The sequence below is a fragment of the Virgibacillus sp. LDC-1 genome, from assembly GCF_030137545.1.
In the GTDB taxonomy this organism is placed as follows: Bacteria; Bacillota; Bacilli; order Bacillales; family Amphibacillaceae; genus LDC-1.
Genome location: NZ_JARUVL010000005.1, coordinates 95,601 through 118,300, shown reverse-complemented (window position 1 = coordinate 118,300; position 22,700 = coordinate 95,601). Strand labels below are relative to the sequence as shown.

General features: G+C 37.7%; 21 protein-coding genes. 14 read left to right on the top strand and 7 right to left on the bottom strand.

What is annotated here, in order from left to right:
• The first annotated feature begins 14 nt into the window (after positions 1 to 14).
• The 8 genes from QBK89_RS06475 (at position 15) to QBK89_RS06440 (ending at position 9,494) form a co-directional block, all read left to right on the top strand.
• Entirely contained in the window at positions 15 to 1,043 is a 1,029-nt protein-coding gene (locus QBK89_RS06475; RefSeq protein ID WP_284140212.1) for an ABC transporter ATP-binding protein, read from the top strand.
• Complete coding sequence (locus QBK89_RS06470) at positions 1,036 to 2,046, top strand: ABC transporter ATP-binding protein (protein ID WP_284140211.1); 1,011 nt, start codon at positions 1,036 to 1,038, stop codon at positions 2,044 to 2,046. The genes QBK89_RS06475 and QBK89_RS06470 overlap by 8 nt, the downstream gene beginning before the upstream one ends.
• Before the next feature lie 340 nt (positions 2,047 to 2,386).
• Positions 2,387 to 3,403 carry an ABC transporter ATP-binding protein gene (locus tag QBK89_RS06465; protein WP_284140210.1) on the top strand — a complete coding sequence of 339 codons (1,017 nt, stop codon included), beginning with the start codon at positions 2,387 to 2,389 and terminating at the stop codon, positions 3,401 to 3,403.
• Entirely contained in the window at positions 3,390 to 4,322 is a 933-nt protein-coding gene (locus tag QBK89_RS06460) for an ABC transporter ATP-binding protein (protein WP_284140209.1), read from the top strand. The genes QBK89_RS06465 and QBK89_RS06460 overlap by 14 nt, the downstream gene beginning before the upstream one ends.
• Before the next feature lie 6 nt (positions 4,323 to 4,328).
• Entirely contained in the window at positions 4,329 to 5,291 is a 963-nt protein-coding gene (opp4B, locus tag QBK89_RS06455; RefSeq protein WP_284140208.1) for an oligopeptide ABC transporter permease, read from the top strand.
• A 14-nt stretch (positions 5,292 to 5,305) separates the two neighbouring features.
• Complete coding sequence (locus QBK89_RS06450) at positions 5,306 to 6,220, top strand: ABC transporter permease (protein ID WP_284140207.1); 915 nt, start codon at positions 5,306 to 5,308, stop codon at positions 6,218 to 6,220.
• Positions 6,221 to 6,603: 383 nt separating this feature from the next.
• Entirely contained in the window at positions 6,604 to 8,439 is a 1,836-nt protein-coding gene (gene opp4A, locus QBK89_RS06445; RefSeq protein WP_284140206.1) for an oligopeptide ABC transporter substrate-binding protein, read from the top strand.
• A gap of 296 nt (positions 8,440 to 8,735) precedes the next feature.
• Complete coding sequence (locus tag QBK89_RS06440; RefSeq protein ID WP_284140205.1) at positions 8,736 to 9,494, top strand: 3D domain-containing protein; 759 nt, start codon at positions 8,736 to 8,738, stop codon at positions 9,492 to 9,494.
• Between the two features lie 71 nt (positions 9,495 to 9,565).
• On the opposite strand, the gene QBK89_RS06435 is transcribed toward QBK89_RS06440, so the two are convergent.
• Positions 9,566 to 9,694 (bottom strand): hypothetical protein, encoded by a 129-nt coding sequence (locus QBK89_RS06435; protein WP_284140204.1) that lies wholly within the window; start codon positions 9,692 to 9,694, stop codon positions 9,566 to 9,568.
• Positions 9,695 to 10,055: 361 nt separating this feature from the next.
• Between QBK89_RS06435 and QBK89_RS06430 the strand changes: the two genes are divergently transcribed.
• Together QBK89_RS06430 and QBK89_RS06425 are read left to right on the top strand one after the other, a co-directional pair.
• Complete coding sequence (locus QBK89_RS06430) at positions 10,056 to 11,246, top strand: glycine C-acetyltransferase (protein WP_284140203.1); 1,191 nt, start codon at positions 10,056 to 10,058, stop codon at positions 11,244 to 11,246.
• Positions 11,247 to 11,376: 130 nt separating this feature from the next.
• Complete coding sequence (locus QBK89_RS06425) at positions 11,377 to 12,312, top strand: L-threonine 3-dehydrogenase (RefSeq protein WP_284140202.1); 936 nt, start codon at positions 11,377 to 11,379, stop codon at positions 12,310 to 12,312.
• A 208-nt stretch (positions 12,313 to 12,520) separates the two neighbouring features.
• Here the strand turns inward: QBK89_RS06425 and QBK89_RS06420 are convergent, their stop codons facing one another.
• Positions 12,521 to 14,140 carry an ABC-F family ATP-binding cassette domain-containing protein gene (locus tag QBK89_RS06420; RefSeq protein WP_284140201.1) on the bottom strand — a complete coding sequence of 540 codons (1,620 nt, stop codon included), beginning with the start codon at positions 14,138 to 14,140 and terminating at the stop codon, positions 12,521 to 12,523.
• Between the two features lie 242 nt (positions 14,141 to 14,382).
• Between QBK89_RS06420 and QBK89_RS06415 the strand changes: the two genes are divergently transcribed.
• Positions 14,383 to 14,994: a hypothetical protein gene (locus QBK89_RS06415; protein ID WP_284140200.1), complete on the top strand. Its 612-nt coding sequence runs from the start codon at positions 14,383 to 14,385 to the stop codon at positions 14,992 to 14,994.
• An 81-nt stretch (positions 14,995 to 15,075) separates the two neighbouring features.
• A complete protein-coding gene (locus tag QBK89_RS06410) occupies positions 15,076 to 16,056 on the top strand; it encodes a helix-turn-helix transcriptional regulator (RefSeq protein WP_284140199.1) in 981 nt (326 codons plus the stop codon).
• 65 nt (positions 16,057 to 16,121) lie between these two features.
• On the opposite strand, the gene QBK89_RS06405 is transcribed toward QBK89_RS06410, so the two are convergent.
• The 4 genes from QBK89_RS06405 to rarD all read right to left on the bottom strand — a co-directional run bounded on the left by QBK89_RS06405 (position 16,122) and on the right by rarD (position 18,867).
• Complete coding sequence (locus QBK89_RS06405; RefSeq protein WP_284140198.1) at positions 16,122 to 16,751, bottom strand: YpmS family protein; 630 nt, start codon at positions 16,749 to 16,751, stop codon at positions 16,122 to 16,124.
• 5 nt (positions 16,752 to 16,756) lie between these two features.
• The gene (locus tag QBK89_RS06400; protein ID WP_284140308.1) at positions 16,757 to 17,047 is read right to left on the bottom strand and encodes a GDSL-type esterase/lipase family protein; all 291 of its coding nucleotides are present in this window, start codon (positions 17,045 to 17,047) and stop codon (positions 16,757 to 16,759) included.
• Complete coding sequence (locus tag QBK89_RS06395) at positions 17,047 to 17,703, bottom strand: GDSL-type esterase/lipase family protein (RefSeq protein ID WP_481937824.1); 657 nt, start codon at positions 17,701 to 17,703, stop codon at positions 17,047 to 17,049. The genes QBK89_RS06400 and QBK89_RS06395 overlap by 1 nt, the downstream gene beginning before the upstream one ends.
• Positions 17,704 to 17,958: 255 nt before the next feature.
• Positions 17,959 to 18,867, bottom strand: coding sequence for an EamA family transporter RarD (gene rarD / locus QBK89_RS06390; RefSeq protein WP_284140196.1), 909 nt, complete (start codon positions 18,865 to 18,867; stop codon positions 17,959 to 17,961).
• Positions 18,868 to 19,307: 440 nt separating this feature from the next.
• Here rarD and megL point away from each other — a divergent pair, with 440 nt between their 5' ends.
• Positions 19,308 to 20,531: a methionine gamma-lyase gene (gene megL / locus QBK89_RS06385; RefSeq protein WP_284140195.1), complete on the top strand. Its 1,224-nt coding sequence runs from the start codon at positions 19,308 to 19,310 to the stop codon at positions 20,529 to 20,531.
• 45 nt (positions 20,532 to 20,576) lie between these two features.
• Here the strand turns inward: megL and QBK89_RS06380 are convergent, their stop codons facing one another.
• Positions 20,577 to 21,125: a Rossmann-fold NAD(P)-binding domain-containing protein gene (locus QBK89_RS06380; protein ID WP_284140194.1), complete on the bottom strand. Its 549-nt coding sequence runs from the start codon at positions 21,123 to 21,125 to the stop codon at positions 20,577 to 20,579.
• Positions 21,126 to 21,246: 121 nt separating this feature from the next.
• Here QBK89_RS06380 and cls point away from each other — a divergent pair, with 121 nt between their 5' ends.
• Positions 21,247 to 22,689: a cardiolipin synthase gene (gene cls / locus QBK89_RS06375; protein ID WP_284140193.1), complete on the top strand. Its 1,443-nt coding sequence runs from the start codon at positions 21,247 to 21,249 to the stop codon at positions 22,687 to 22,689.
• Positions 22,690 to 22,700: the final 11 nt, after the last annotated feature.

The window sequence follows — 22,700 nt, the reverse complement described above, 5'->3', positions numbered from 1 at the left end:
GGAGGGATACGATAATGAAAACAATTTTGGAAGTTAAAGACCTGTCTGTATCATTTGATACGTATAAAGCAGAAGTAAAAGCAGTGCGGGGAGTTTCCTTTGATCTCAAAGAAAAGGAAACGTTAGCGATTGTTGGTGAATCTGGCTCTGGAAAAAGTGTCACTGCACAATCGTTAATGCGTTTAGTTCCAATGCCACCTGGAAAGTTTACTGGAGGAAGTATAATATTTAATGGGGAGGATTTAACCCAAAAATCCGAAAAGCAAATGGAGAATATTCGTGGAAAAGAAATAAGCATGATTTTCCAAGACCCGATGACGTCTCTTAATCCAACGATGACCGTTGGAAGGCAAATCTCTGAAAGCTTAATTAAGCACCAACGCATGTCAAAAAGCGAGGCACACCAACGTGGTATAGAGCTATTAAAGTTAGTTGGTATTCCTAATCCAGAAGCGCGAATTAAGCAATATCCACATCAATATTCAGGAGGAATGCGGCAGCGGGCAATGATCGCTATTGCACTAGCTTGTAATCCGAAGATATTAATTGCTGATGAACCAACAACGGCGTTAGATGTAACTATTCAAGCACAAATTCTAGATTTAATGCGTGGATTGCAAGAGGAAACCGGAACCGCAATTATTTTAATTACCCATGATCTAGGTGTTGTTGCAAATGCTGCACATCGCGTAGCAGTAATGTATGGCGGGAAAGTTGTTGAAACAGGCAATGTAGACGAAATATTTTATAATCCGAAGCATCCATATACATGGGGACTATTAGGCTCTATGCCAAAGCTTGATGGCAAGGAAGAAGAGCTGCAGGCAATTCCAGGATCACCACCTGATCTAGCCGACCCTCCAAAAGGTTGTCCATTTGTAACCCGCTGTCCATTTGCGATGAAGGTATGTCAGGAACATATGCCTGTTTATACCGATGTGAGCGAAACTCAGAAGACAGCATGCTGGCTTTTGGATGAGCGTTCTCCTGATGTGGAAATACCGGAATCTGCTTTAGTAGGGGGGACAAAGACGCATGGCTGAAGCGAGAGAAAAACTATTAGAGATTAAAAACTTACAAAAGCACTTTAAAATTGACCGTACGAATGTATTAAAAGCGGTGGATGGCGTTACGTTTGATATTTTTAAGGGAGAGACGTTTGGCCTTGTTGGAGAATCAGGCTGTGGTAAATCAACCGCAGGTAGAACAATCCTCAGATTATACGAAGCTACTGGTGGAGAAGTTCATTTCCAAGGTGAAAATGTCCATGCAAAAAAATCAAAAAAGGAATTGAAAAAGTTTAATCGTAGCATGCAGATGATTTTTCAGGATCCGTATGCATCCTTAAATCCAAGGATGACGGTAAAAGATATTATTGCTGAAGGAATTGATATTCACGGTCTTGCTAAAACAAAGCAGGAGCGTTCTGATCGTGTGAATGAATTATTAGAAACCGTTGGCTTGAATAGTGAACATGGTAATCGCTATCCACATGAATTTAGTGGTGGGCAGCGTCAGCGAATTGGTATTGCTCGTGCACTAGCAGTGAATCCAGACTTTATTGTTGCCGATGAACCAATTTCCGCACTGGATGTTTCAATTCAAGCTCAAGTTGTAAACCTTATGAAAAAACTTCAAAAAGAGCATGGACTTACGTATTTGTTTATTGCCCATGACTTATCGATGGTAAAGCATATTAGCGATCGTGTTGGCGTAATGTATTTAGGTAATATGGTAGAGATTGCAACAAGTGATGCGCTATATGAAGAGCCTTTGCATCCATATACGCAAGCGCTATTAAGCGCGATACCTGTTTCAGATCCACAGGTAGAAAGAACCCGGGAACGAATCATTATTGAAGGCGATATTCCTAGTCCAATTAATCCACCAAGTGGCTGCCGCTTTCGTACAAGATGTCCATTTGCCATGGATGTATGTGGAAAGGTAGTGCCAGAGTTTCAGGAATATAAAAAGGACCATTGGGTTGCTTGTCACCTATATAATGAAACATATAATAAGGATGCAAAAGCTTCCAAAACACAATAACCAAAAGGGCTCATTTTGCGACAGTGAGCCCTTTTAATTTTGTTCCAATATAGAACATTTCGTGGTTATTTTGAAAAAAATAGCTAAAAATATTATAAATTTACTTTTAAAAAACTTGTAATAAGTCAGAAAATATTATATACTCTTAAACAATCGTTAGTATATTACAAATTTATTACGCAATTTCTTTTACTGTCATTTATTGCCTAGTCATAATTAGGTTAAATTATTTGAATATTATAATACATAGAAAGTGCATGTGTTGAACGTCATGCTGTGATGAGATTATCATAGGATGATTTGTTCAAAGACTAAAGTAGTAATATAAAGGAGGATTAAATTGACAGAGGAATTATTGAAAGTACAGCATTTAAAAACTTCTTTTCGCATCAAGGATGATTATTATGCCGCGGTTGATGACGTTACATTGACCCTAAATAAAAATGAAGTATTAGCAATTGTTGGAGAATCAGGATGTGGGAAAAGCGCACTAGCTTTTTCAATTATGGGATTACATACGAAAGCAAAAATTGAAGGGAATATTTTATATAAGGATCAAGACTTAGCAAACATGTCATTAGCAAAATTAAATAAGCTACGTGGTAAGGACTTAGGTATGATTTTTCAGGACCCATTAACTGCGTTAAATCCGTTAATGGAGGTTGGAGAGCAAATCGGAGAAGTATTAATGCTTCATAATAAAAATATGTCGAAAACAAAACGGGTAGAAAAAGTAATAGAGTTGTTAAACAAAGTTGGCATACCGCGTGCAGCGCATACGTTTAGTCAATTTCCACACGAGCTATCTGGAGGCATGAGACAGCGTGTTGTCATTGCTATGGCGATTGCAAATGATCCAGAGGTACTTGTCGCTGATGAACCGACAACGGCTTTGGATGCTACGATCCAATCACAAATTTTAGACCTGATAAAAGAATTAAAGGATGGAAGCCAAGCTGGAATTATATTAATTACGCATGATTTAGGTGTTGTAGCTGAGATGGCCGATCGAGTAGCGGTTATGTATGCTGGGCAAATTGTAGAAATTGCGGATGTGCATACATTATTTGATCACCCATTACACCCATATACAAGATCATTGCTTAACTCCATTCCCAATGCGGAACGAGAAGGAGAAAAGCTTCATGTTATTCAAGGCATTGTTCCTGCCTTGCAAAAGCTACCTCGCAAAGGCTGTCGCTTTAGTGCAAGAATTCCATGGATTGATGCATCGGAGCATGAGGAAAACCCTGAGCTGCATGAAGTAGCTCCAGGACATTTTGTACGTTGTACATGCTATAAAAATTTTCATTTTCCTGATGAGAGCAAGGAGGCAGCGCATCATGGCATTTCTTGAAGTGGAGGATTTAAAGGTTCACTTTCCAATTAAGGGGGGAATCTTTGGTAGAACAGTTGGACATGTAAAAGCAGTTGATGGGGTTACATTCTCCTTGGAAAAAGGGAAAACGTACGGATTGGTTGGTGAATCAGGCTCTGGAAAAACGACCACAGGAAGAGCCATTATTGGATTAAACAATATAACAGCAGGGAAAATAAAATTTCAAGATAAAGAAATTACGAATCTTCATAAGTCAAAGTCGGAATTTCGTAAAGATGTCCAAATGATTTTTCAAGATCCATATTCGTCTTTAAATCCAAAGAAACGGGTGCGAGATATTGTAGCCGAGCCACTACGAAATTTCGAATCTCTATCAAAAAGCGAAGAAAAAAAGCGCGTACAGGAGCTATTGGAATTAGTCGGCTTAAGTCCAGAAAGTATTTTAAAATATCCACATGAGTTTTCAGGTGGACAACGGCAACGAATCGGAATTGCAAGAGCAATTGCATTAAAGCCGAAGCTGATTATTGCCGATGAACCGGTCTCTGCCCTTGATGTATCGGTACAAGCACAGGTGTTAAATTTTATGCAAGACATTCAAAAAGAGTTAGATCTAACCTATATGTTTATCGGACACGACCTTGGTGTAATCCGTCATATGTGTGATCAAATTGGAATTATGTATAAAGGGCGTTTTGTAGAAGAAGGCACAACAGATGAGATTTTTACGAATCCACAGCATATCTATACAAAGCGACTTGTAGCAGCAATTCCTGATATCGATCCAAAGAAGCGGGACGAGCTTGTGAAATTCCGTGAAGAAGTAAGAATGGAATACGAGCAATCATATAATGATTACTTTGATAAGGATGGCTTAGCCTATCAATTACAGCCAGTGTCTGATACGCATTTGGTAGCTTTGCCTGAGAAAGGTTGATATAACATGTGGAAGTTTTCAGTTCGGAGAATACTAATTATGATTCCGCAAATTATTTTATTGAGTGTCTTAATTTTTATCATGGCGAAGATGATGCCTGGTGATGCATTATCTGGATTGATTGATCCAAACATTGATCCAGCCACCATCGAGGCAAAACGAGAACAAATGGGATTAAATGATCCGTGGTATCAGCAATATGGAAGATGGGTAGATGATTTGCTTCATGGAGATCTTGGACAATCGTTTCGATATAAAATGCCTGTTACAGAATTAATTTCGCAGCGTCTTATGAATACGCTCTGGTTATCATTAGCAACTTTAATTTTTACATATATTATCGCAATTCCACTTGGGATTATAAGTGGAAGATATAATGATTCATTAGCTGACCAAGCTATTACTGGTTATACGTATTTAGGATTTGCAACGCCACTATTTATTTTTGCGCTTGTTATGCTTTGGTTGTTTGGATTTCATTTCGGTTGGTTTCCGACAGGAGGAAGTGTCGCTCCAGGGATGGAACCGGGAAGCTTTGCTTATGTGCTGAGTAAAATTAACCACTTGTTATTACCGGCAATTTCCATGTCTTTAATCGCAACAGTGGGAACGGTTCAATATTTAAGAAATGAAATTATTGATACAAAGCAAAAGGACTTTATTCATACTGCACGTGCAAAGGGTGCGCCAGAAACAAGAGTTTATAACAAACACATTTTTAGAAACTCCTTATTACCGATTGCGGCATTTTTTGGCTATGAAATTACGATGTTAATTGGTGGTACAGTCTTTGTTGAAACCATTTTCAGCTTTCCGGGAATGGGACAGCTATTTTTGGAATCAATCACGATGCGTGACTACAGTGTGGTAACATCACTAGTCTTACTGTTTGGAATTGCCTCCATTTTAGGCGCATTGCTATCAGATATTATTTTAAGCTTGGTTGATCCGCGCATTCGAATTAAATAAGTGAGGTGATAATAATGGGAAAAGACGTTGGTGTTATGACAGACAAAGAGGAACTACAGCATGTAACGAAAAGTCCCTCAGGGTTCTCTATCGTTTGGCGTGAAATTGTTCGTGATAAGCTCGCGTTAGTATCGTTAATTTTTCTAATATCCATTACAGCTTTTGTATTCGGTACATCCTATGTATTAGATCAGGATGAGATTGTATCGGTTGATTTATTCTCTATCCATCAACCGCCATCAGAAGAATTTTGGCTCGGAACGGATTATGGTGGCAGAGATGTATTCGGGCAGCTTATTATAGGCACGCGAAACTCATTATCGATTGGTATACTCGTTACATTAATGACAGGACTTATTGGAATTATTTTCGGTCTCGTTTCTGGCTATTTTGGTGGACATATCGATAACGTATTAATGCGGATACTCGATTTCTTTATGATCTTGCCATTTCTAATGATTATTATCGTTTTTGTAGCAATGGTACCGAAATATAGTATCGTCTCGTTTTCATTGATTATGACCGCCTTTCTATGGATGGGTATTGCCAGGCTAATTCGTTCAAAGGCATTGCAGGAAAGAGAACTTGATTATGTACAGGCCTCTAAAACACTAGGTTCTTCCAATTTGAAAATAATGTTTACACAAGTACTGCCTAATCTGACGTCCATTATTATTGTAAATATGACGTTAAATCTAGCGGCTAATATTGGATTAGAATCAGGACTTTCCTTTTTAGGCTTTGGGTTTCCGGAAAGTACTCCTAGTCTTGGGACATTATTAAGCTATGCAACAAATCCGCAAACACTTGAATTTCGTTGGTGGATTTGGATGCCAGCAGCTGCACTTATTTTATTACTCATGTTAAGTGTGCGCAACGTTGGAGAAGCATTAAAACGAGCTACAGATGCACGTCAGCGAAGAGGATAGATGTAAAAGATATGATGTACGCGCATCATATCTCTTTCACCATAAATATTCAAAATATTAGATTAAACATAAAATTTGTGAAATTTAGTTAAGGGGATCAATTAATATAAGAAGTTCTAGTTTTATAGTAAATTTAGATCCGTTTTAAAAAGATAGTAGTGAACAAAATGATGAAATAGACTCAAAAAATAAAAAAGCTTCTTTATTTTAATAATGCTTATATAAATGTAAGAAGACAAAAAAACAAGTTAAGGGGGTGAGGCGGGAGGAGCGAATCATTACAAGTAACAGGACTACTAATTGATTTGTTTTCTCACCACCTCAATCGAGCGAGAGGTGAGGTACAAATAAAAGTGTAAGGAATAAAAAGGGAGGGTACATGAATGAAAAAGACAAGGGTAGGAAAGCTGCTATTTGCAATAATGCTCGTTTTAATGCTGGCGCTTGTTGCTTGTAGCAATGACTCTGGAGGCGATGCTAAAGGAGACGGGAAGGAAGGAAAGCAGGAAGAGAAAAAAGGCGAAAAAGAAGATAACCTATATTCTATCGATGATTTCAAAACAGCTACTTCAAATACTGGAGAAGCGATTGAAGGTGGAGAGGCTACTTTTGGGCTTGTTACCTCTGATCCATTTAAAGGAACTTTAAACTGGAACTTTTATGATGGAGCGCCAGATGCAGAAGTTATTGCTTGGTTTGATGAGTCATTATTAGATGTTGATGAAAATTATAATTATACCAAGGATGGAGCAGCGACCTATGAGGTAGAAGATGGACGTATTTTTACATTTAAGATTAAAGATAATGTGAATTGGCATGATGGTGAGCCAGTGAAAGCAGAAGACTGGGCTTTTGCACATGAAGTAATTGCTAACCCAGATTATCCAGGTGTGCGTTATGATTCCTCATTTAGAAACATTGAAGGAATGGAAGAATTCCATAATGGGGAAGCAGATAGCATCTCTGGTATTGAAGTAATTGACGAGAAGACGTTAAAGATTACGTACATCAAGTCAACGCCATCCTTACTTACAGGTGGAATTTGGCCATATGCTTTACCAAAGCATATTTTCAAGGATATTCCAGTGGAAAAAATGCCGGAATCAGATGCAGTTCGTAAAAACCCAATCGGATTTGGTCCATACAAGGTGGAAACAATTGTGCCAGGTGAATCCGTTGTTTATTCGAAGTATGAAGACTATTGGAGAGGGGAACCAAATCTTGACAAGCTCACGCTAAAGGTTGTATCTCCTTCAACAGTCGTACAGGAATTAGAAAAAGGGACAGTCGACTTTGTTGATAGCTTCCCAGTGGATCAATTCCCTGACAATGCGAATATGTCGAATGTAGAGTTCTTAGGTCAAGTTGATCTAGCATATACGTATATTGGTTTTAAGCTTGGAACATGGGATAAAAAAGAGAAAAAAGTAAAACCGAATCCAGATGCAAAAATGGGTGATGTGAATCTACGAAAAGCAATGTGGTATGCAGTAGATAATGATGCTGTTGGTAAAAAGTTTTATAATGGATTGCGCTGGGCTGCAAATACGTTAATTCCACCATCCCACCCTGCATATCATGCAGATGATGTGGAAGCACCAACCTTTGATCCTGAAAAAGCAAAGGAAATTTTAGAAGAAGCAGGATACAAGGATACAAATGATGACGGCTTCCGTGAAACACCAGATGGGGAAGAACTAGTTATCAATTTTGCCTCTATGTCTGGTGGTGACACTGCAGAGCCGTTAGCAAAATATTACATTCAAGCTTGGGAAAATGTAGGTTTAAAGGTAGAGTTATTAGATGGACGTTTACAGGAATTTGAAACCTTCTATGACCGCGTAGGAAATGGTGGAAATGACGACCCTAAGGTTGATGTTTATCAAGGTGCATGGGGCGTTGGATACGATGTTGATCCATCTGGATTGTATGGACAGGAAGCAATGTTTAACTTCTCACGCTTTGCTAGTGAAGAAAATGATCGCCTGTTAGAAGAAGGCTTATCTGAAAAAGCATTTGATGTAGAGTATCGTCAAAATGTTTATAAAGAATGGCAGGAGTTAATGGTAGAAGAAATTCCTGTATTCCCAACACTTTATCGCTCTGTGTTAGTTCCAGTAAATAACAGAATTACAAACTGGGATATCGCTGTTGAAAAAGTAAAAGAAGCAAGATATCAGGTTGGGGTAACAGAAGAAAAGCCAGCTGTAGCAGAGTAATAGATTTGATAATTGATAAAATGCTCGCATATTATGCGGGCATTTTATTTTGGTCATGGTATTTATTGTAAAACACGTTTGCCTACGAGCGTGTTACTAGGAATAGTATGACGAAATGGTGTAATAGATCCTAATATCTGTCATCATCTAGTAATATTGTCACAAATCTATTATTTTTGTAATAAATATTCGTTTTTTAGGTAATCCTTGTAATGGACTTTTAAAAGTCTTGTAAATTCGTTGTCTATCTTTCTATGGTACGATAGGCAATGTCAGAATTTAAGGAGGGACTACCTATGAAGAAAATGGTAGCGACAATAGCTACAGGTGTCATTATTGCTGGCGCAGCTGTAACGAATGTTTCAGCGGAAGAATATAATGTACAAAAAGGAGATACGCTCTGGGCAATAGCAGAGGCGTATAATACTACCGTAGATGAGTTAGTTAAAATAAATGAGTTAGATACTACAGTTATACAACCAAATCAAAAACTATTTATTAATGAGACTTATGTGGTAGTAAGAGGAGATACATTGACTGCAATTGGTAAGCAATTTGATGTATCTGTTAAGGATTTAAAAAAGTGGAACAACTTAAAATCCGATTTGATCGTTATTGGTCAGGAACTTGAAATTAAAGGAGTAAATGTTCCAGAGCAGGACAAGTCAGCAACAGAAATTGAAAAAGCAAGTAAGTCAACCGCTGCTAAAGAGGTTAACGAACAAGCTAAACAAAAAACAAGTAATGCAAGCGAGGCACCAGAAGGAAAAACAATTTCTGTTACCGCAACTGCATACACCGCAAAATGTGATGGATGTTCAGGGATTACGTCTACTGGAATTGATTTAAATGCAAATCCAAATGCGAAGGTAATCGCTGTTGATCCAAATGTCATTCCGTTAGGATCAGAAGTGTATGTAGAAGGTTATGGTTATGCAACTGCAGCAGATATCGGTGGCGCTATTAAAGGGCATAAAATCGATATTCACGTTCCAACAAAAAAAGAAGCATATAATTGGGGCGTTAAAAAAGTAAATGTAACGATTGTTAAGTAAATAATTCGCGTCAGCAATAAAGGGAAAGGGTCATTGATGATCCTTTCCCTTTTCTATAGCATGTAATGATTTTAAGATTGAACGGAAATGGTTGGCGTGTTTGGTGATTTAATTTGTAACTTTGTTGACGTTTGTGTAAATCCGATAATACTAAAGCCAATAATGAACAGAATGAAAAATGCCAATAACCATCTTTTCATTGATTTATCCTCCTCATAAGCACTAAGAAAATTATAATAAAGGTTGCATGCATTCTCCATTATTTTTTGAGTGAATTAAAGTGGTAAATATTCCAAATCATAACGAAACCAACCACTTCTACCAGCTGTCGGGAATTTTTGTAGCTCTGGGCTTTAAATGGGCTTTTTTACGTATGAACTGCTTCTCGGCATCCATACTAACATCGAATACTTGTCTTATGAAACGTGTTCTTTTGCAATAAACATTATTCATGTAATATGATAGAATATAAATAAAATAAACGCTTGCTATTCTACATTGTACACATGAGAAGGACAAGTGTATATGAAGCGCTTACATTATAAGAGGAGGTAGTAGGAAATGACAAGTAAGACATTAGATTCTTTTTTAAATGAAAATATTGCCGATCTAAAACAACGTGGGTTATATAATGAAATTGATCCGGTCCAAGGAGCAAATGGGCCACAAATTACAATTGCCGGAAAAAAACTTATTAATTTATCGTCAAACAATTATTTAGGTTTAGCAACAGATGCTCGGTTAAAGGAAGTAGCAAAGGCAGCGGTAGACTCTCATGGTGTAGGAGCAGGAGCTGTGCGTACCATTAATGGTACATTAGACCTTCATATCGCACTCGAGAAGAAAATTGCTCAGTTTAAAGGAACAGAAGCAGCAATCGCTTATCAATCCGGATTTAATTGTAATATGGCAGCAATATCTGCAGTTATGGATAAGCATGACGCGATATTGTCAGATGAATTAAATCATGCATCGATTATTGATGGCTGCCGATTATCGAAGGCGAAGATTATTCGTTTTAATCATTCGGACATGGCTGATCTGCGTGAAAAAGCAAAAGCAGCTGTAGAGTCTGGACAATATAACAAAATAATGGTCATTACGGATGGTGTCTTTTCGATGGATGGAGACATTGCAAAACTACCGGAAATTGTGGAAATTGCCGAAGAGTTTGACCTCATAACATATGTGGATGATGCACATGGGTCTGGTGTTACTGGAAAAGGTGCTGGGACAGTGAAGCATTTTGGTCTTCAAGATAAAGTAGATTTTCAAATGGGTACATTATCTAAAGCGATTGGCGTTATTGGAGGATATGTAGCTGGAAAGTCTAACTTAATTGATTGGCTAAAGGTTCGTTCTCGTCCGTTCCTTTTTTCTACTGCTGTTTCGCCTGCAGATGCAGCTGCAAGTAGAAAAGCAATTGAATTATTGATGGAAAGCACAGAATTACATGATAAGCTTTGGGAAAATGGCCGCTATTTAAAAGAAGGACTCAAAAAGCTTGGGTTTGATATTGGTGAAAGCGAAACACCGATTACCCCATGTATTATTGGCGAAGAAAAAGCTGCACAGGAATTTAGTAAACGGTTGTTTGAGGAAGGGGTCTATGCAAAATCTATTGTTTTCCCAACCGTTCCACAAGGGACTGGAAGAGTTCGAAATATGCCGACTGCTGCTCATACGAAGGAAATGCTTGATGAAGCAATTGCTATTTATGAAAAAGTAGGGAAAGAAATGGGCATAATTTAACAACCTGCTTTCCATTTGGATTGATTTGTAGCTTCTTTTTTCTAAAGTAAGCTTGCTTTTTAATAAGCTTCCGATTTTATATAGAGCGGAATAGATAGAAAACATTTTATATATCGAGAGAGGTTTTTACATGAAAAAAATACTAATTACTGGTGCACTAGGTCAAATCGGTTCAGAGCTTATGACACACCTACGTAGTATATATGGTACAGATAATGTAATTGGTACAGATATCCGCAAAGGAGAGCAGGACGGCCCGTTTGAAATTGTTGATGTAACCGATGCGAAGCGTCTGCATGAGGTTGCAAAAGCATATAACGTAGACACTATCATGCATTTAGCGGCCCTTTTGTCTGCGAAAGCAGAGGAAATGCCTCAAAAAGCATGGGATATTAATATGGGCGGTTTAATGAATGCCTTGGAAGTAGCTAGAGAGTTAGAATTACAATTTTTTACGCCTAGCTCAATCGGTGCTTTTGGCCCATCAACGCCAAAAAACAACACACCACAGGATACATTACAGCGCCCAACGACCATGTATGGTGTTAACAAAGTAGCTGGTGAATTGCTTTGTGATTATTATTATGACCGTTTTGGAGTAGACACGCGTGGTGTCCGCTTCCCAGGGCTTATATCGTATGTTGCACCACCAGGCGGAGGAACAACAGATTATGCGGTGGAAATTTACTATGAAGCGATAAAAAATAAGGCGTATACATCCTTTATCGGAGAAGGCACTTACATGGATATGATGTATATGCCAGACGCGTTACATGCAATCGTACAGCTTATGGAGGCAGATGCATCCAAGCTTCAGCATCGAAATGCATTTAATATAGCTGCGATTTCAGCTGCGCCAGAAGATTTTGCTGCTGCGATTAAAAAGTATATTCCTGAATTTCAAATGGATTACCAAGTAGATCCAGTAAGACAAAAAATTGCCGAAAGCTGGCCGAACAGTATTGATGCCTCAGCTGCACAAAAGGAGTGGGGCTTTAAGGCGGAATATAATCTAGATGCAATGACAAAGGATATGCTAGATAAATTAGCGGTAAAACTAGGTTAAAGAGTTCATTCTACAATTGTTTAATGAGCAATTGCAAGAGAGGATGGAGCAGTGTCCGCGGAAAGGAAGCTCCTGCAGTAGAAGTGAATATCAGTGATTGGCAAGAAAAGAAACGATTATCCTATTCATAACAAAAAGTCAGATCATCCATCACTAGATGAACGATCTGACTTTTTTTATTTTAGGGATTTGGCCTGGCTTCTTTTTATTATTGGTACATGCTTGTTATTTTTTTCTGTAGCTCACGATCGCTAACATACTCATCATAGCTCATCTCTTTATCGATTAATCCATTTGGTGTAATTTCAATCAAGCGATTTGCAATACTATTGATAAACTGATGATCATGAGAGGTAAATAAAATAGAGCCTTTGAATTTCATTAACCCATTATTTAATGCTGTAATTGATTCTAAATCAAGGTGGTTCGTAGGCTCGTCTAATAGAAGCACATTTGCATTAGAAAGCATCATCTTAGAAAGCATGCAACGTACCTTTTCTCCACCGGAAAGTACATTTGCTTTTTTGAGTGCTTCCTCTCCGGAAAATAACATACGACCGAGAAAGCCTCGTAGAAACGATTCGGTTTCATCTTGTGGAGAAAATTGGCGTAGCCAGTCAACAAGAGATAAATCGCTTCTTTCGAAAAACGCACTATTATCCTTCGGGAAATAGGATTGTGAGGTTGTTACTCCCCATTTAAACGTTCCAGCATCAGGCTCCATCTCACCCATTAAAATTTTGAATAAGGTTGTTTTAGCGATATCATCTTTTCCAACGAACGCAACCTTGTCATCTTTATTTAACGTAAAGCTAACATTATGGAGAACTTGTTTGCCGCCAATTGTTTTGCTTAATCCGTCAACTAAGAGTAAATCATTTCCGATTTCTCGTTCTGGTGTAAAGGCGATATATGGATAGCGTCGTGAGGATGGCTTAATATCATCCAATGTAATATTCTCAAGTAGCTTTTTACGAGATGTTGCTTGCTTTGACTTCGATGCATTTGCACTAAAACGCGCAATAAATGCTTGAAGCTCTTTTATTTTATCTTCTTTTTTCTTGTTTTGCTCCTGAGCCATTCTTGCTGCTAATTGACTTGATTCATACCAGAAGTCATAGTTTCCTATATAAATTTCGATCTTCCCAAAATCAACATCTGCAATATGTGTACATACCTTATTTAAAAAGTGTCGGTCGTGCGAAACGACAATAACGGTATTTTCAAAGTTAATAAGGAATTCCTCAAGCCATTGAATCGCTTGAATATCAAGCCCGTTTGTAGGCTCATCCAATAGCAAAATATCAGGATTTCCAAAAAGCGTTTGTGCAAGAAGCACCTTTACCTTTTGATCTCCACTTAAATCAGCCATTACTTTGGTATGGAGTTCTTCCCCAATGCCAAGCCCTTTCAAGAGAATAGCTGCATCCGATTCAGCTTCCCATCCATTCATTTCGGCAAATTCGCCTTCTAGCTCGGCTGCACGCATACCGTCTTCTTCAGAGAAATCAGCTTTCATATAAATAGCATCCTTCTCTTGTTTAACGGCATATAATTTTTCATGTCCCATTAATACAGTATCTAGCACCTGATGTTCCTCAAAAGCAAAGTGATCCTGCTTTAAAACGGCAAGTCGTTGTCCCGGAGAAATGGAAACATGACCAGATTGAGCATCTATTTCACCAGATAAAATCTTTAAGAATGTAGATTTCCCTGCCCCGTTTGCTCCAATAACACCATAGCAATTACCTGGGGTAAATTTTAAATTCACATCTTCAAATAGTTTTTTATCACCATATCGTAAACTCACATTAGAAACAGTTATCATTATGTTCGACTTTCCTCCATCAAAATAAATGTAATCAAAGCAAGCTTACGGGATAAACAACGTTTCGTCAATGCTAAAACAAACATATAATTGAAGAAACCCTATATTTTTATTGCTAATAGAAGTATAATGATGGAAAGAAGAGGTAGAAATATATGAATATTGCAATGAAGGAAAAAGAAAAATCGTCTATTCGTTGTAATATAGAAGTCTTTTAAATTGGGGAATGCTGGAGGAGTGTTATGGGAGAGAGGACGATTTATTTTCTTTTTACAGATACAGGTACCTACTTATCACGGACAATTAACTACTTCACGAATAAATCTTTAAATCATGTTTCAATCGGGTTTGATCCGGAATTAAAGGATGTATATAGTTTCGGACGGAAGCAACCAAGCAATCCATTTAGTGGTGGTTTTGTTAGAGAAGATATTCGGGGAGATTTTTTGAAGAAAGCTTCTTGCGCCATTTTTAAGTATCGGTTATCCGACAAAGATTATGAAAAAGTTATATCCAATATTAAGGCGATTGAAGCAGAGCAAAACAAATACAAATATAATTTTATAGGATTAATCGGGTTTTTATTAAATATTGAAATTAATCGGGAATATGCGCTTTTTTGCTCGCAATTTGTGGCTAGGGTTATGAAGGATAGTGAGACATTTCAAGTATCAAAGCCAAGCTGCTTTGTAACACCAGCAGATATTCGCGAGCAAGCTGGCATGGAATTGATTTATCAGGGCAAGCTAGAATTTTATTCTTATGGAACTGAAGTGAGCAGTCCATCTATTTTACGAAAGCAATCATTTATTTTTTTCTTATCAAACAAAGTAAAACAATTTGTAATGAAATAATCTGGAACCATTTTCCTAGCTAAATGGTTCTTTTTTTACAATGAATAATAAAGCGCTTACAAATGGTGGGGTGTGAATAGAATGGAACGCATGAATAGTTATCGGATGTTGAAGCTGCGAGAGCTCTTGTTTCATGAAACAGATGATGATAATGAACTTGGAATGCAGCAAATAAAGGACAAGCTTCAATATTATGCGCCAGAGGTACTTTGTGATAATCGTACGATAAAAAAGGATCTTGAAGTTTTGGATACGCTTAATTTTGAAATTGTTGAAAACAAGGGGAAGTATGGAAAGAAGCTATATAGTCATCAAGCAAGGCTGTTTGAAACCTACCAGCTACGCTTAATTATTGATGCCATTTTATCTGCTCGTTTTATTACACCGAAGGAGAAAAAGCATTTGATTGAAAAGGTGAAAAAGCTAACGAGTAAGCATATTGCAAAAACGTTGCCAGAGCCATTTTTGTTTCATTTATCTAGTAACCAGGATTATGAAATGGTCAAGCTGAACATCGATCATATTCATCGAGCGATTGCTAGTTCACATGTATTAGCATATCAATATGGTAGATTTAATGTGAATAAGGAATTTGTATTTGGACGAGATGGGGCGCTTTATTTTGTAGAACCATATGCACTCATCTGGCAAAATGACTATTATTATTTAATTGGAAGGTTCCAAGAAAATGATGAATTGCGTCATTATCGTCTTGACCGTATTCGAAATATCCAAATAACAGACGAAACGTTCACCAAGAAGGAATTTCACCTGCAGGAATATGTGGACCAAAGCTTTCATATGTTCGCTGGTGAGGAAATCCGAATTAAAATCCAATTTCATATCGATCTAGTTCATGTTGTATTAGATCGTTTTGGTTTAGATGCTTCAATTAAGCAAGTAGATGAAGCACATTTTGTTTTATCCACAAAGGCAAAGCTATCCGAAGGTTTGATCAATTGGATCCTAACGTGGGGAAGTCAAGCAAAAGTGTTGGCTCCAGATCATTTGGTGCAAACAGTAAAGGGAAAAATAATCGAGATGGGGAAGGTATACGAATAATCAAATCATGTGCAATGAATTAAAAGCGCTCATGGCTTTTCATTAAGTCATGAGCGCTAGTGTCGTTATTCCTCCAAAGTAGGGCTATCAATTCCGAGTGTTTGATAAGGCACCTTTATTTTAAGCGCAAGATTGTTTGCTTCTAAATCAATATGTTCTACACTCACATGGAAATTACTTTTAATGTCCATTTTTGTAACAGCTACATAAATTTCTTCTTTCTTTGGATTGACAGTTACCCATTCCGGCATTGGTAAGTATTTTTTCATATATTCCATAATTTTTTTGTTCGGTAGCTGTAACAATCCGATTGAGATGGAGCGTTGCTTTAAAATAACATCACCATTTTTTTGTACAAATGGTTCTAGATGAACAGAAAGTGGCACAGTACTTGAGAATACAGGTAATTCACCTTGCAAATGGACATCGTCCTCTAATGTAATTCGATAACGATGCTTTGTGCCTTGGAGTAATTCATCCAAATAAGCGTTAACAAGCTCATTTAAATTTTCTTTTGTCGTTCGAATAAAAAATTCTGAGTTTGGTTGTTTATTCTCATCGATATCCTGTGGGATTGTCACTTCTTCGACTGGCCACAATATCAAAGTGGTTAATAAAACGACAATCGAACTATTTACAGTGAGCAAAATGTAAAAGCGTTTCTTCCAATTGGCTCTTTTTTTCTCCTTTGGCATTCGGCTCACCTTTCTTCACGATTTGTTATATATTCAAGAACACGTTGCGCCATTCGTTGATAGCCCTGTTGGTTCGGGTGGAAATGATCCGCAGCGAAAAGTGTTTTCTCTTTGCTGTTAAATAAATCCTTTGTCGGAATATAGGTTGTATGATTGTATTGCTCAGTTACTTTTTTACTCGTTTTATTCCACTCATTAACGATCATGCTGAGTTCTTTAATTTCTTGAAAATATCGTTCGAATGGATTATAAAATCCGAGTAAATATACTTCTGCATGGTTATTGTTTGCTTGAATTAGACTAAAAATAGCGTGGAGNTTTCTTGAAAATATCGTTCGAATGGATTATAAAATCCGAGTAAATATACTTCTGCATGGTTATTGTTTGCTTGAATTAGACTAAAAATAGCGTGGAGTCGCTTTTCATAGTTTGTGCGTTCTTTTTCAAAGGCTTCATAAGTTATATTTGTTATATTTTCTTTTAACACTTGCATAATGTCATTGGCGCCAATGGTAATTAATACAATATCTGCTTCCTTTAAAGAAGTAGCAATCTTTGGGTCTTCCATTCGTTTTAACAACTGATCCGTTCGATCGCCCCGTTTACCAAAGTTCGTGACATGTGCCTTTTTATTTGTTTCATTAATCGATTGCTCGATTAAACCGACATAGCCGCCTTGTTCAGATGAATCACCTATTCCTTGAGTAAGGGAATCTCCAAGTGCAACAATGTTAACCTCTTGATTGGTGAAGAAATCGACCGTTTTTTTTACAGCTTCTGTTATTGTATTTGTAAGTTTGTTTTCATTTTCTTCGGCTGTTTCATTTTCTGCCTGTTTATTCGTTTCGTTTGTTTGCTCTTTTTTTGTTGTCTCATTGTTTTCGTTTGCATGTAATTGCTCACTAAGCTCTGATAATTTTTTTTCAGTCGCTTGTTCATGTTGAATGTACATGAATAATACAACCCCGATCAACACAACGCCAACCGAAAGGGATATAATAAGCAAATTCTTTTTCATCATAACCACACCAATACTTAAAGTATTCTTTCTTTATCTTATGTTTATAGGATTGAATTATCTACCTATCCCATTATATAATTCCCCAAATATCCTGTCTTTTAACATCAAGTTATAGTTACCCGTTATGAAGATAAATCGACGATTAAAAACGGGCAGTATTTAAAAAGAAAAACATGCCGGTGAGCTCTAGACTCTCCCTCTGATACGACGCTTTGTTGGCCGCCGATATACGGAGCCAAGATAGAGAATGAGTGCTAACCATATGAGAGCGAAAGAAATTAAATGTGCTTGTGAGAAGGTTTCATCGTACACAAATACACCTAAAATTAGCATCAGCGTTGGTGCAATGTATTGCAGAAAACCTGCTAAGGCCAATGGGATGCGTTTGGCACCACTTGCAAAAAGTAAAAGCGGAATGGCAGTAACAATTCCGGCTCCCATTAACAGGACCGTTGGCATGGATGGGAATGTCTCACTAAACGTATTGCTCGGTAAACGGAAGAGATAGATGATGGCTATTGGGGTTACAAGCATCGTCTCTAAAGTTAGTCCGTACATTGCTGATATGTCTACCGTTTTTTTCAATAAGCCATAAAGCCCAAAGGTAAGTGCAAGTAATAAGGAAATCCAAGGAAAGACGCCATAGCTAAAGGTTAAATAGATTACTCCGACGGTAGCTAAAAGAACCGACAGCAATTGCCTTCTTGTTAATCGCTCTTTTAAGAAAAGGATGCCTAATAAAACGCTCACTAAAGGATTAATATAATAGCCAAGACTTGCTTGAATCACGTGATTATTATTTACTGCCCATATGTACGCGAGCCAATTTAAGCTAATAAAGATAGAGGCGAACAGGATACCGACTAATTTTTTTCTATCTTGCATAATGAGGAGACATTCTTTTATAAATGCACGTCCTTTTTTCAAGCTAACTAAAATGATGAGCATAAATAGAAAAGACCAAATAATCCGATGTGCGAGAATTTCTCCAGCAGGAACCTCGTCAAGTAACTTCCAGTAAATCGGTAAGAACCCCCAAATCAAATAAGCAAGCGCTGCATAAATGATTCCTGCTTTTTCTTTATGATGGTCCATCTTTAATCCCCCTCATATATTATGTTTTGGCACTATTTTTTCGCCTATTGTTTTAAACCCGTTACTTTGCACGATAGGTAGACGCTTTTAGCGAACATGGCTTGAGCCTCCTCGGAAGTCTCAAGTCTTATGCTTTTCCCACAGGAGCCACTGCCTTTCGTTTTAAGTAACTAAATATGTGTTCAAATCCTGTGGACGCTCCGTGATATTCCTAGATAATGGTCCAGTTTTGTGTTGTCTTATTAAGTTCATTGTATCTTGGAAAATAATTATCTTCTAATTTTTTTCATTTTAGTTCATGTAAATAAATCTCATTTTAGAGGGAATCGCAAAAAAAATCAAAAAGAGAATCTTTTCTTAAAAAAGAAAACGCTTTCAAAATAGAGATAATTCGAATAAGATGAGAGTAGAGATTTATTTTTGACAAGGGGGAATTTTCGATGAATCGGAAATATAAGCACTTGGAGACAGCGGTTATTCATGAAGGCTATACTGCAAAGGAGATGCTTGGCAGTCTCACTACACCAATTTTTCAAACATCGACTTATACGTTTGATTCAGCAGAGCAAGGAGAACGCCGCTTTGCAGGGGAGGAATCAGGCTATATATACTCTAGGTTAGGAAATCCGACAGTTACGGTGCTTGAAGAAAGGATAGCCGCATTAGAAGGCGGGGAACGCGGGTTAGCATTTTCTTCCGGAATGGCAGCAGTTTCGGCAGTGCTCATTGCGTTGACGAAAGCAAATGACCATGTACTATGCTCGGCAGGCTTATATGGCTGTACATTTGGCTTGCTCACCATGCTCCAAGAAAAGTATGGTATCGAACATGATTTTTCTTCTATGCAAACAAAAGAAGAAATCCGAAAAAGCATTCGACCTGAAACCGTATGTATTTATGTAGAAACACCAATTAATCCGACAATGCAACTAATCGATCTGCAATTGGTGGTAGAGGTTGCAAGGGAATATGGTATTCCGGTAGTGGTGGATAATACCTTTGCATCACCATATTTACAGCGCCCAATTGAATTAGGCTGTGATGTTGTTATTCATAGTGCAACGAAATATATTAGTGGGCACGGAGATGTAATTGCTGGCTTAGTTGTTGGGAAAAAGGAATTTTTAGATTCAGTAGCGATGACCACACAGAAGGATATAGGAGGCGTTCTTTCCCCATTTGATGCATGGCTACTGCTTCGAGGATTAAAGACGTTACCAATTCGAATGGATCGTCATTGTGATAATGCTATGCAAATTTTTAACCAGCTGCAACAGCATCCGACCATTGCTGCTGTTTATTATCCAGACGATAAAAATCATGCTCAATATGCGATTCGAGAAAAACAAATGACACGTGGAGGTGGCGTGCTATCCTTTGAAATAAAAGGAACGAAAAAAGCGGCACAACAATTGCTTAATGCACTTTCTTTCGTGAAAATTGCCGTTAGTCTTGGTGATGCCGAAACGCTAATCGAACATCCAGCAACAATGACACATGCGGTTGTTCCAGAAGCATCACGTCTTGATATGGGAATAACGGATCAGCTCATTCGACTTTCTGTTGGATTGGAAGCGTGGGAAGATATTTGGGCGGATTTAGAACAAGCGTTACGTCTGATTTCCACACAAGAGCCAGTATCTGCTGGATTCAACGAAAAATAAATAATTTTTAAAAACACAGCCCATGACGAGCACCAGTTGTTCGCTTCATGGGCGTTTATTCCAAGGCTGAAGTGTTCCTACAATCGTTTCTGAGGCATCCGTCCGAATCGCTTTCATAACTCCTTCTGATATCTCATCATGCGTTAACCAGCGTGATTGCTCATTTTCAACAATGAATCCCAAATATACCCGTCTATACGTGCAATTTTCAGGCACTGTGAGACGCTCTTTTACAAAATAAGAAGAACTACCTTGGACATGAAATAATTTCCAAGGTAGTGAATCATTCGCACGTTCACGAATAATAGTGGGCAATGCATAAGGGGCAGAAGAATGTATCCAGCTAATGATTAGCTCTGGAGCACCATGTATGGAAAATGCTTTCTTGACACCCGCTTCAAGTGCTCGATAATTATGATAATCCACACGAATGCTATACAACTGATCAGGAGCTGGACTAGATGCTTTCATCGCTTCAAAATTACGTGTGTTGCGATTGATTACAGATAAGAAGTAGTTTTGCGCTACAAGCCAATGTGACACATTTTGTAACATGCCTGTTCCGCCAATAATTAAAGCATGTTTCCGATGCATTCGCTTCACCCGCTCTCCATTCATTCATACCAGTTATTATACCTTATATCCATCGTAGTAACGAAGAAATTCATTTTGTGCTATATTAAGAATATGAGTTTTGTTGAAAGGAGACGGAAGTATGGATATCATGCCCTATCTATTAGGTTCTATTATTGTATTCAACATTGCTTTAGGAATGTCGATTATCTTTTTAGAAAGAAAAGATGCGAGTTCCACATGGGCATGGTTGATGGTATTGCTTTTTATTCCCATTGCGGGTTTTTTTCTTTACTTAATTTTTGGGAAACCAATTAGTAGAAGACGTATTTTTACATGGGATACGAAAAGCAGACTAGGTGTTAAAAAAGCGGTTCAATCACAGCTTCGGGCAATTGAAGAAGATACGTTTGCGTTTAAACATAAGGAATTAGTTGCTTATAAAGATTTGTATTATTTACATTTAAGAAATGACGATGCGATTTTCACTCAAGATAATCAGGTTGATATTTTTACAGATGGTAAAGAGAAGTTTGAATCACTGCTACAGGATTTACAAAAAGCAAAGGATCACATTCATCTGCTTTACTATATTATCCGCCATGATCAGCTAGGACAACGAATTGCAGAAGTTTTGATTAAAAAAGCGAATGAAGGGGTAGAGGTACGTGTGCTTTACGATGATATGGGGTCACGTATGCTTAGACCGAAGTATATTCGTCGACTACGAAAAGCGGGCATTCTTGTCGAAGCATTTTTCCCACCTAAAATTCCGAAAATCAATTTTAAAATAAACTATCGAAACCATCGTAAGCTGGCCATTATTGATGGGAAAATAGGTTATATTGGTGGATTTAATATTGGAGACGAATATTTAGGGAAGAATAAAAAATTTGGCTACTGGCGTGATACCCATTTGAGAATTCGTGGTGATGCGGTTCATAATATGCAAACACGTTTTATTCTTGACTGGAATCAAGCGTCGCGTAACGATATCCTATATGAGGATCGATACTATGCTGCTGAGCCTCGAGGAGATGTTGGTATTCAAATTGTTTCCTCCGGTCCAGATTCAGATTGGGAACAAATTAAAAACGGATACATTAAAATGATTTTATCTGCAAAAGAATATGTCTACATCCAAACTCCATATTTTATTCCAGATGAAAGTCTCCGAGATGCACTTCGAATCGCTGCACTGTCAGGGGTAGACGTTAAAATTATGATTCCTAACAAACCAGATCATCCGTTTGTTTATTGGGCAACACTTTCCTATATTGGTGACTTATTATCCGCTGGAGCAGACGTTTATGTGTATCAAAAGGGATTTCTGCACGCAAAAACAATTGTGGTAGACGGAAAGATTGCCTCAGTTGGTACTGCAAACATTGATGTCCGAAGCTTTCGATTAAACTTTGAAGTAAATGCTTTCTTGTATGATGTTGGACTAGCGCAACGCCTAGTTGCTGCATTTGAAGCTGACATCGAAGATTCTACACAAATGACGAAAAAGCTATATGATAAACGATCGCTTGGAATTCGCCTCAAGGAGTCTATTTCACGGCTGTTATCTCCAGTATTATAGTAGAAATTTCA

Excerpts from the sequence above, each read along its gene's own strand:
- QBK89_RS06475 (WP_284140212.1), top strand. The coding sequence starts at position 15 with ATGAAAACAATTTTGGAAGTTAAAGACCTGTCTGTATCATTTGATACG.
- QBK89_RS06470 (WP_284140211.1), top strand. The coding sequence starts at position 1,036 with ATGGCTGAAGCGAGAGAAAAACTATTAGAGATTAAAAACTTACAAAAG.
- QBK89_RS06460 (WP_284140209.1), top strand. The coding sequence starts at position 3,390 with ATGGCATTTCTTGAAGTGGAGGATTTAAAGGTTCACTTTCCAATTAAG.
- opp4B (WP_284140208.1), top strand. The coding sequence starts at position 4,329 with ATGTGGAAGTTTTCAGTTCGGAGAATACTAATTATGATTCCGCAAATT.
- QBK89_RS06450 (WP_284140207.1), top strand. The coding sequence starts at position 5,306 with ATGGGAAAAGACGTTGGTGTTATGACAGACAAAGAGGAACTACAGCAT.
- opp4A (WP_284140206.1), top strand. The coding sequence starts at position 6,604 with ATGAAAAAGACAAGGGTAGGAAAGCTGCTATTTGCAATAATGCTCGTT.
- QBK89_RS06440 (WP_284140205.1), top strand. The coding sequence starts at position 8,736 with ATGAAGAAAATGGTAGCGACAATAGCTACAGGTGTCATTATTGCTGGC.
- QBK89_RS06435 (WP_284140204.1), bottom strand. The coding sequence starts at position 9,694 with ATGAAAAGATGGTTATTGGCATTTTTCATTCTGTTCATTATTGGCTTT.
- QBK89_RS06430 (WP_284140203.1), top strand. The coding sequence starts at position 10,056 with ATGACAAGTAAGACATTAGATTCTTTTTTAAATGAAAATATTGCCGAT.
- QBK89_RS06425 (WP_284140202.1), top strand. The coding sequence starts at position 11,377 with ATGAAAAAAATACTAATTACTGGTGCACTAGGTCAAATCGGTTCAGAG.
- QBK89_RS06420 (WP_284140201.1), bottom strand. The coding sequence starts at position 14,140 with ATGATAACTGTTTCTAATGTGAGTTTACGATATGGTGATAAAAAACTA.
- QBK89_RS06415 (WP_284140200.1), top strand. The coding sequence starts at position 14,383 with ATGGGAGAGAGGACGATTTATTTTCTTTTTACAGATACAGGTACCTAC.
- QBK89_RS06410 (WP_284140199.1), top strand. The coding sequence starts at position 15,076 with ATGGAACGCATGAATAGTTATCGGATGTTGAAGCTGCGAGAGCTCTTG.
- QBK89_RS06405 (WP_284140198.1), bottom strand. The coding sequence starts at position 16,751 with ATGCCAAAGGAGAAAAAAAGAGCCAATTGGAAGAAACGCTTTTACATT.
- rarD (WP_284140196.1), bottom strand. The coding sequence starts at position 18,867 with ATGGACCATCATAAAGAAAAAGCAGGAATCATTTATGCAGCGCTTGCT.
- megL (WP_284140195.1), top strand. The coding sequence starts at position 19,308 with ATGAATCGGAAATATAAGCACTTGGAGACAGCGGTTATTCATGAAGGC.
- QBK89_RS06380 (WP_284140194.1), bottom strand. The coding sequence starts at position 21,125 with ATGCATCGGAAACATGCTTTAATTATTGGCGGAACAGGCATGTTACAA.
- cls (WP_284140193.1), top strand. The coding sequence starts at position 21,247 with ATGGATATCATGCCCTATCTATTAGGTTCTATTATTGTATTCAACATT.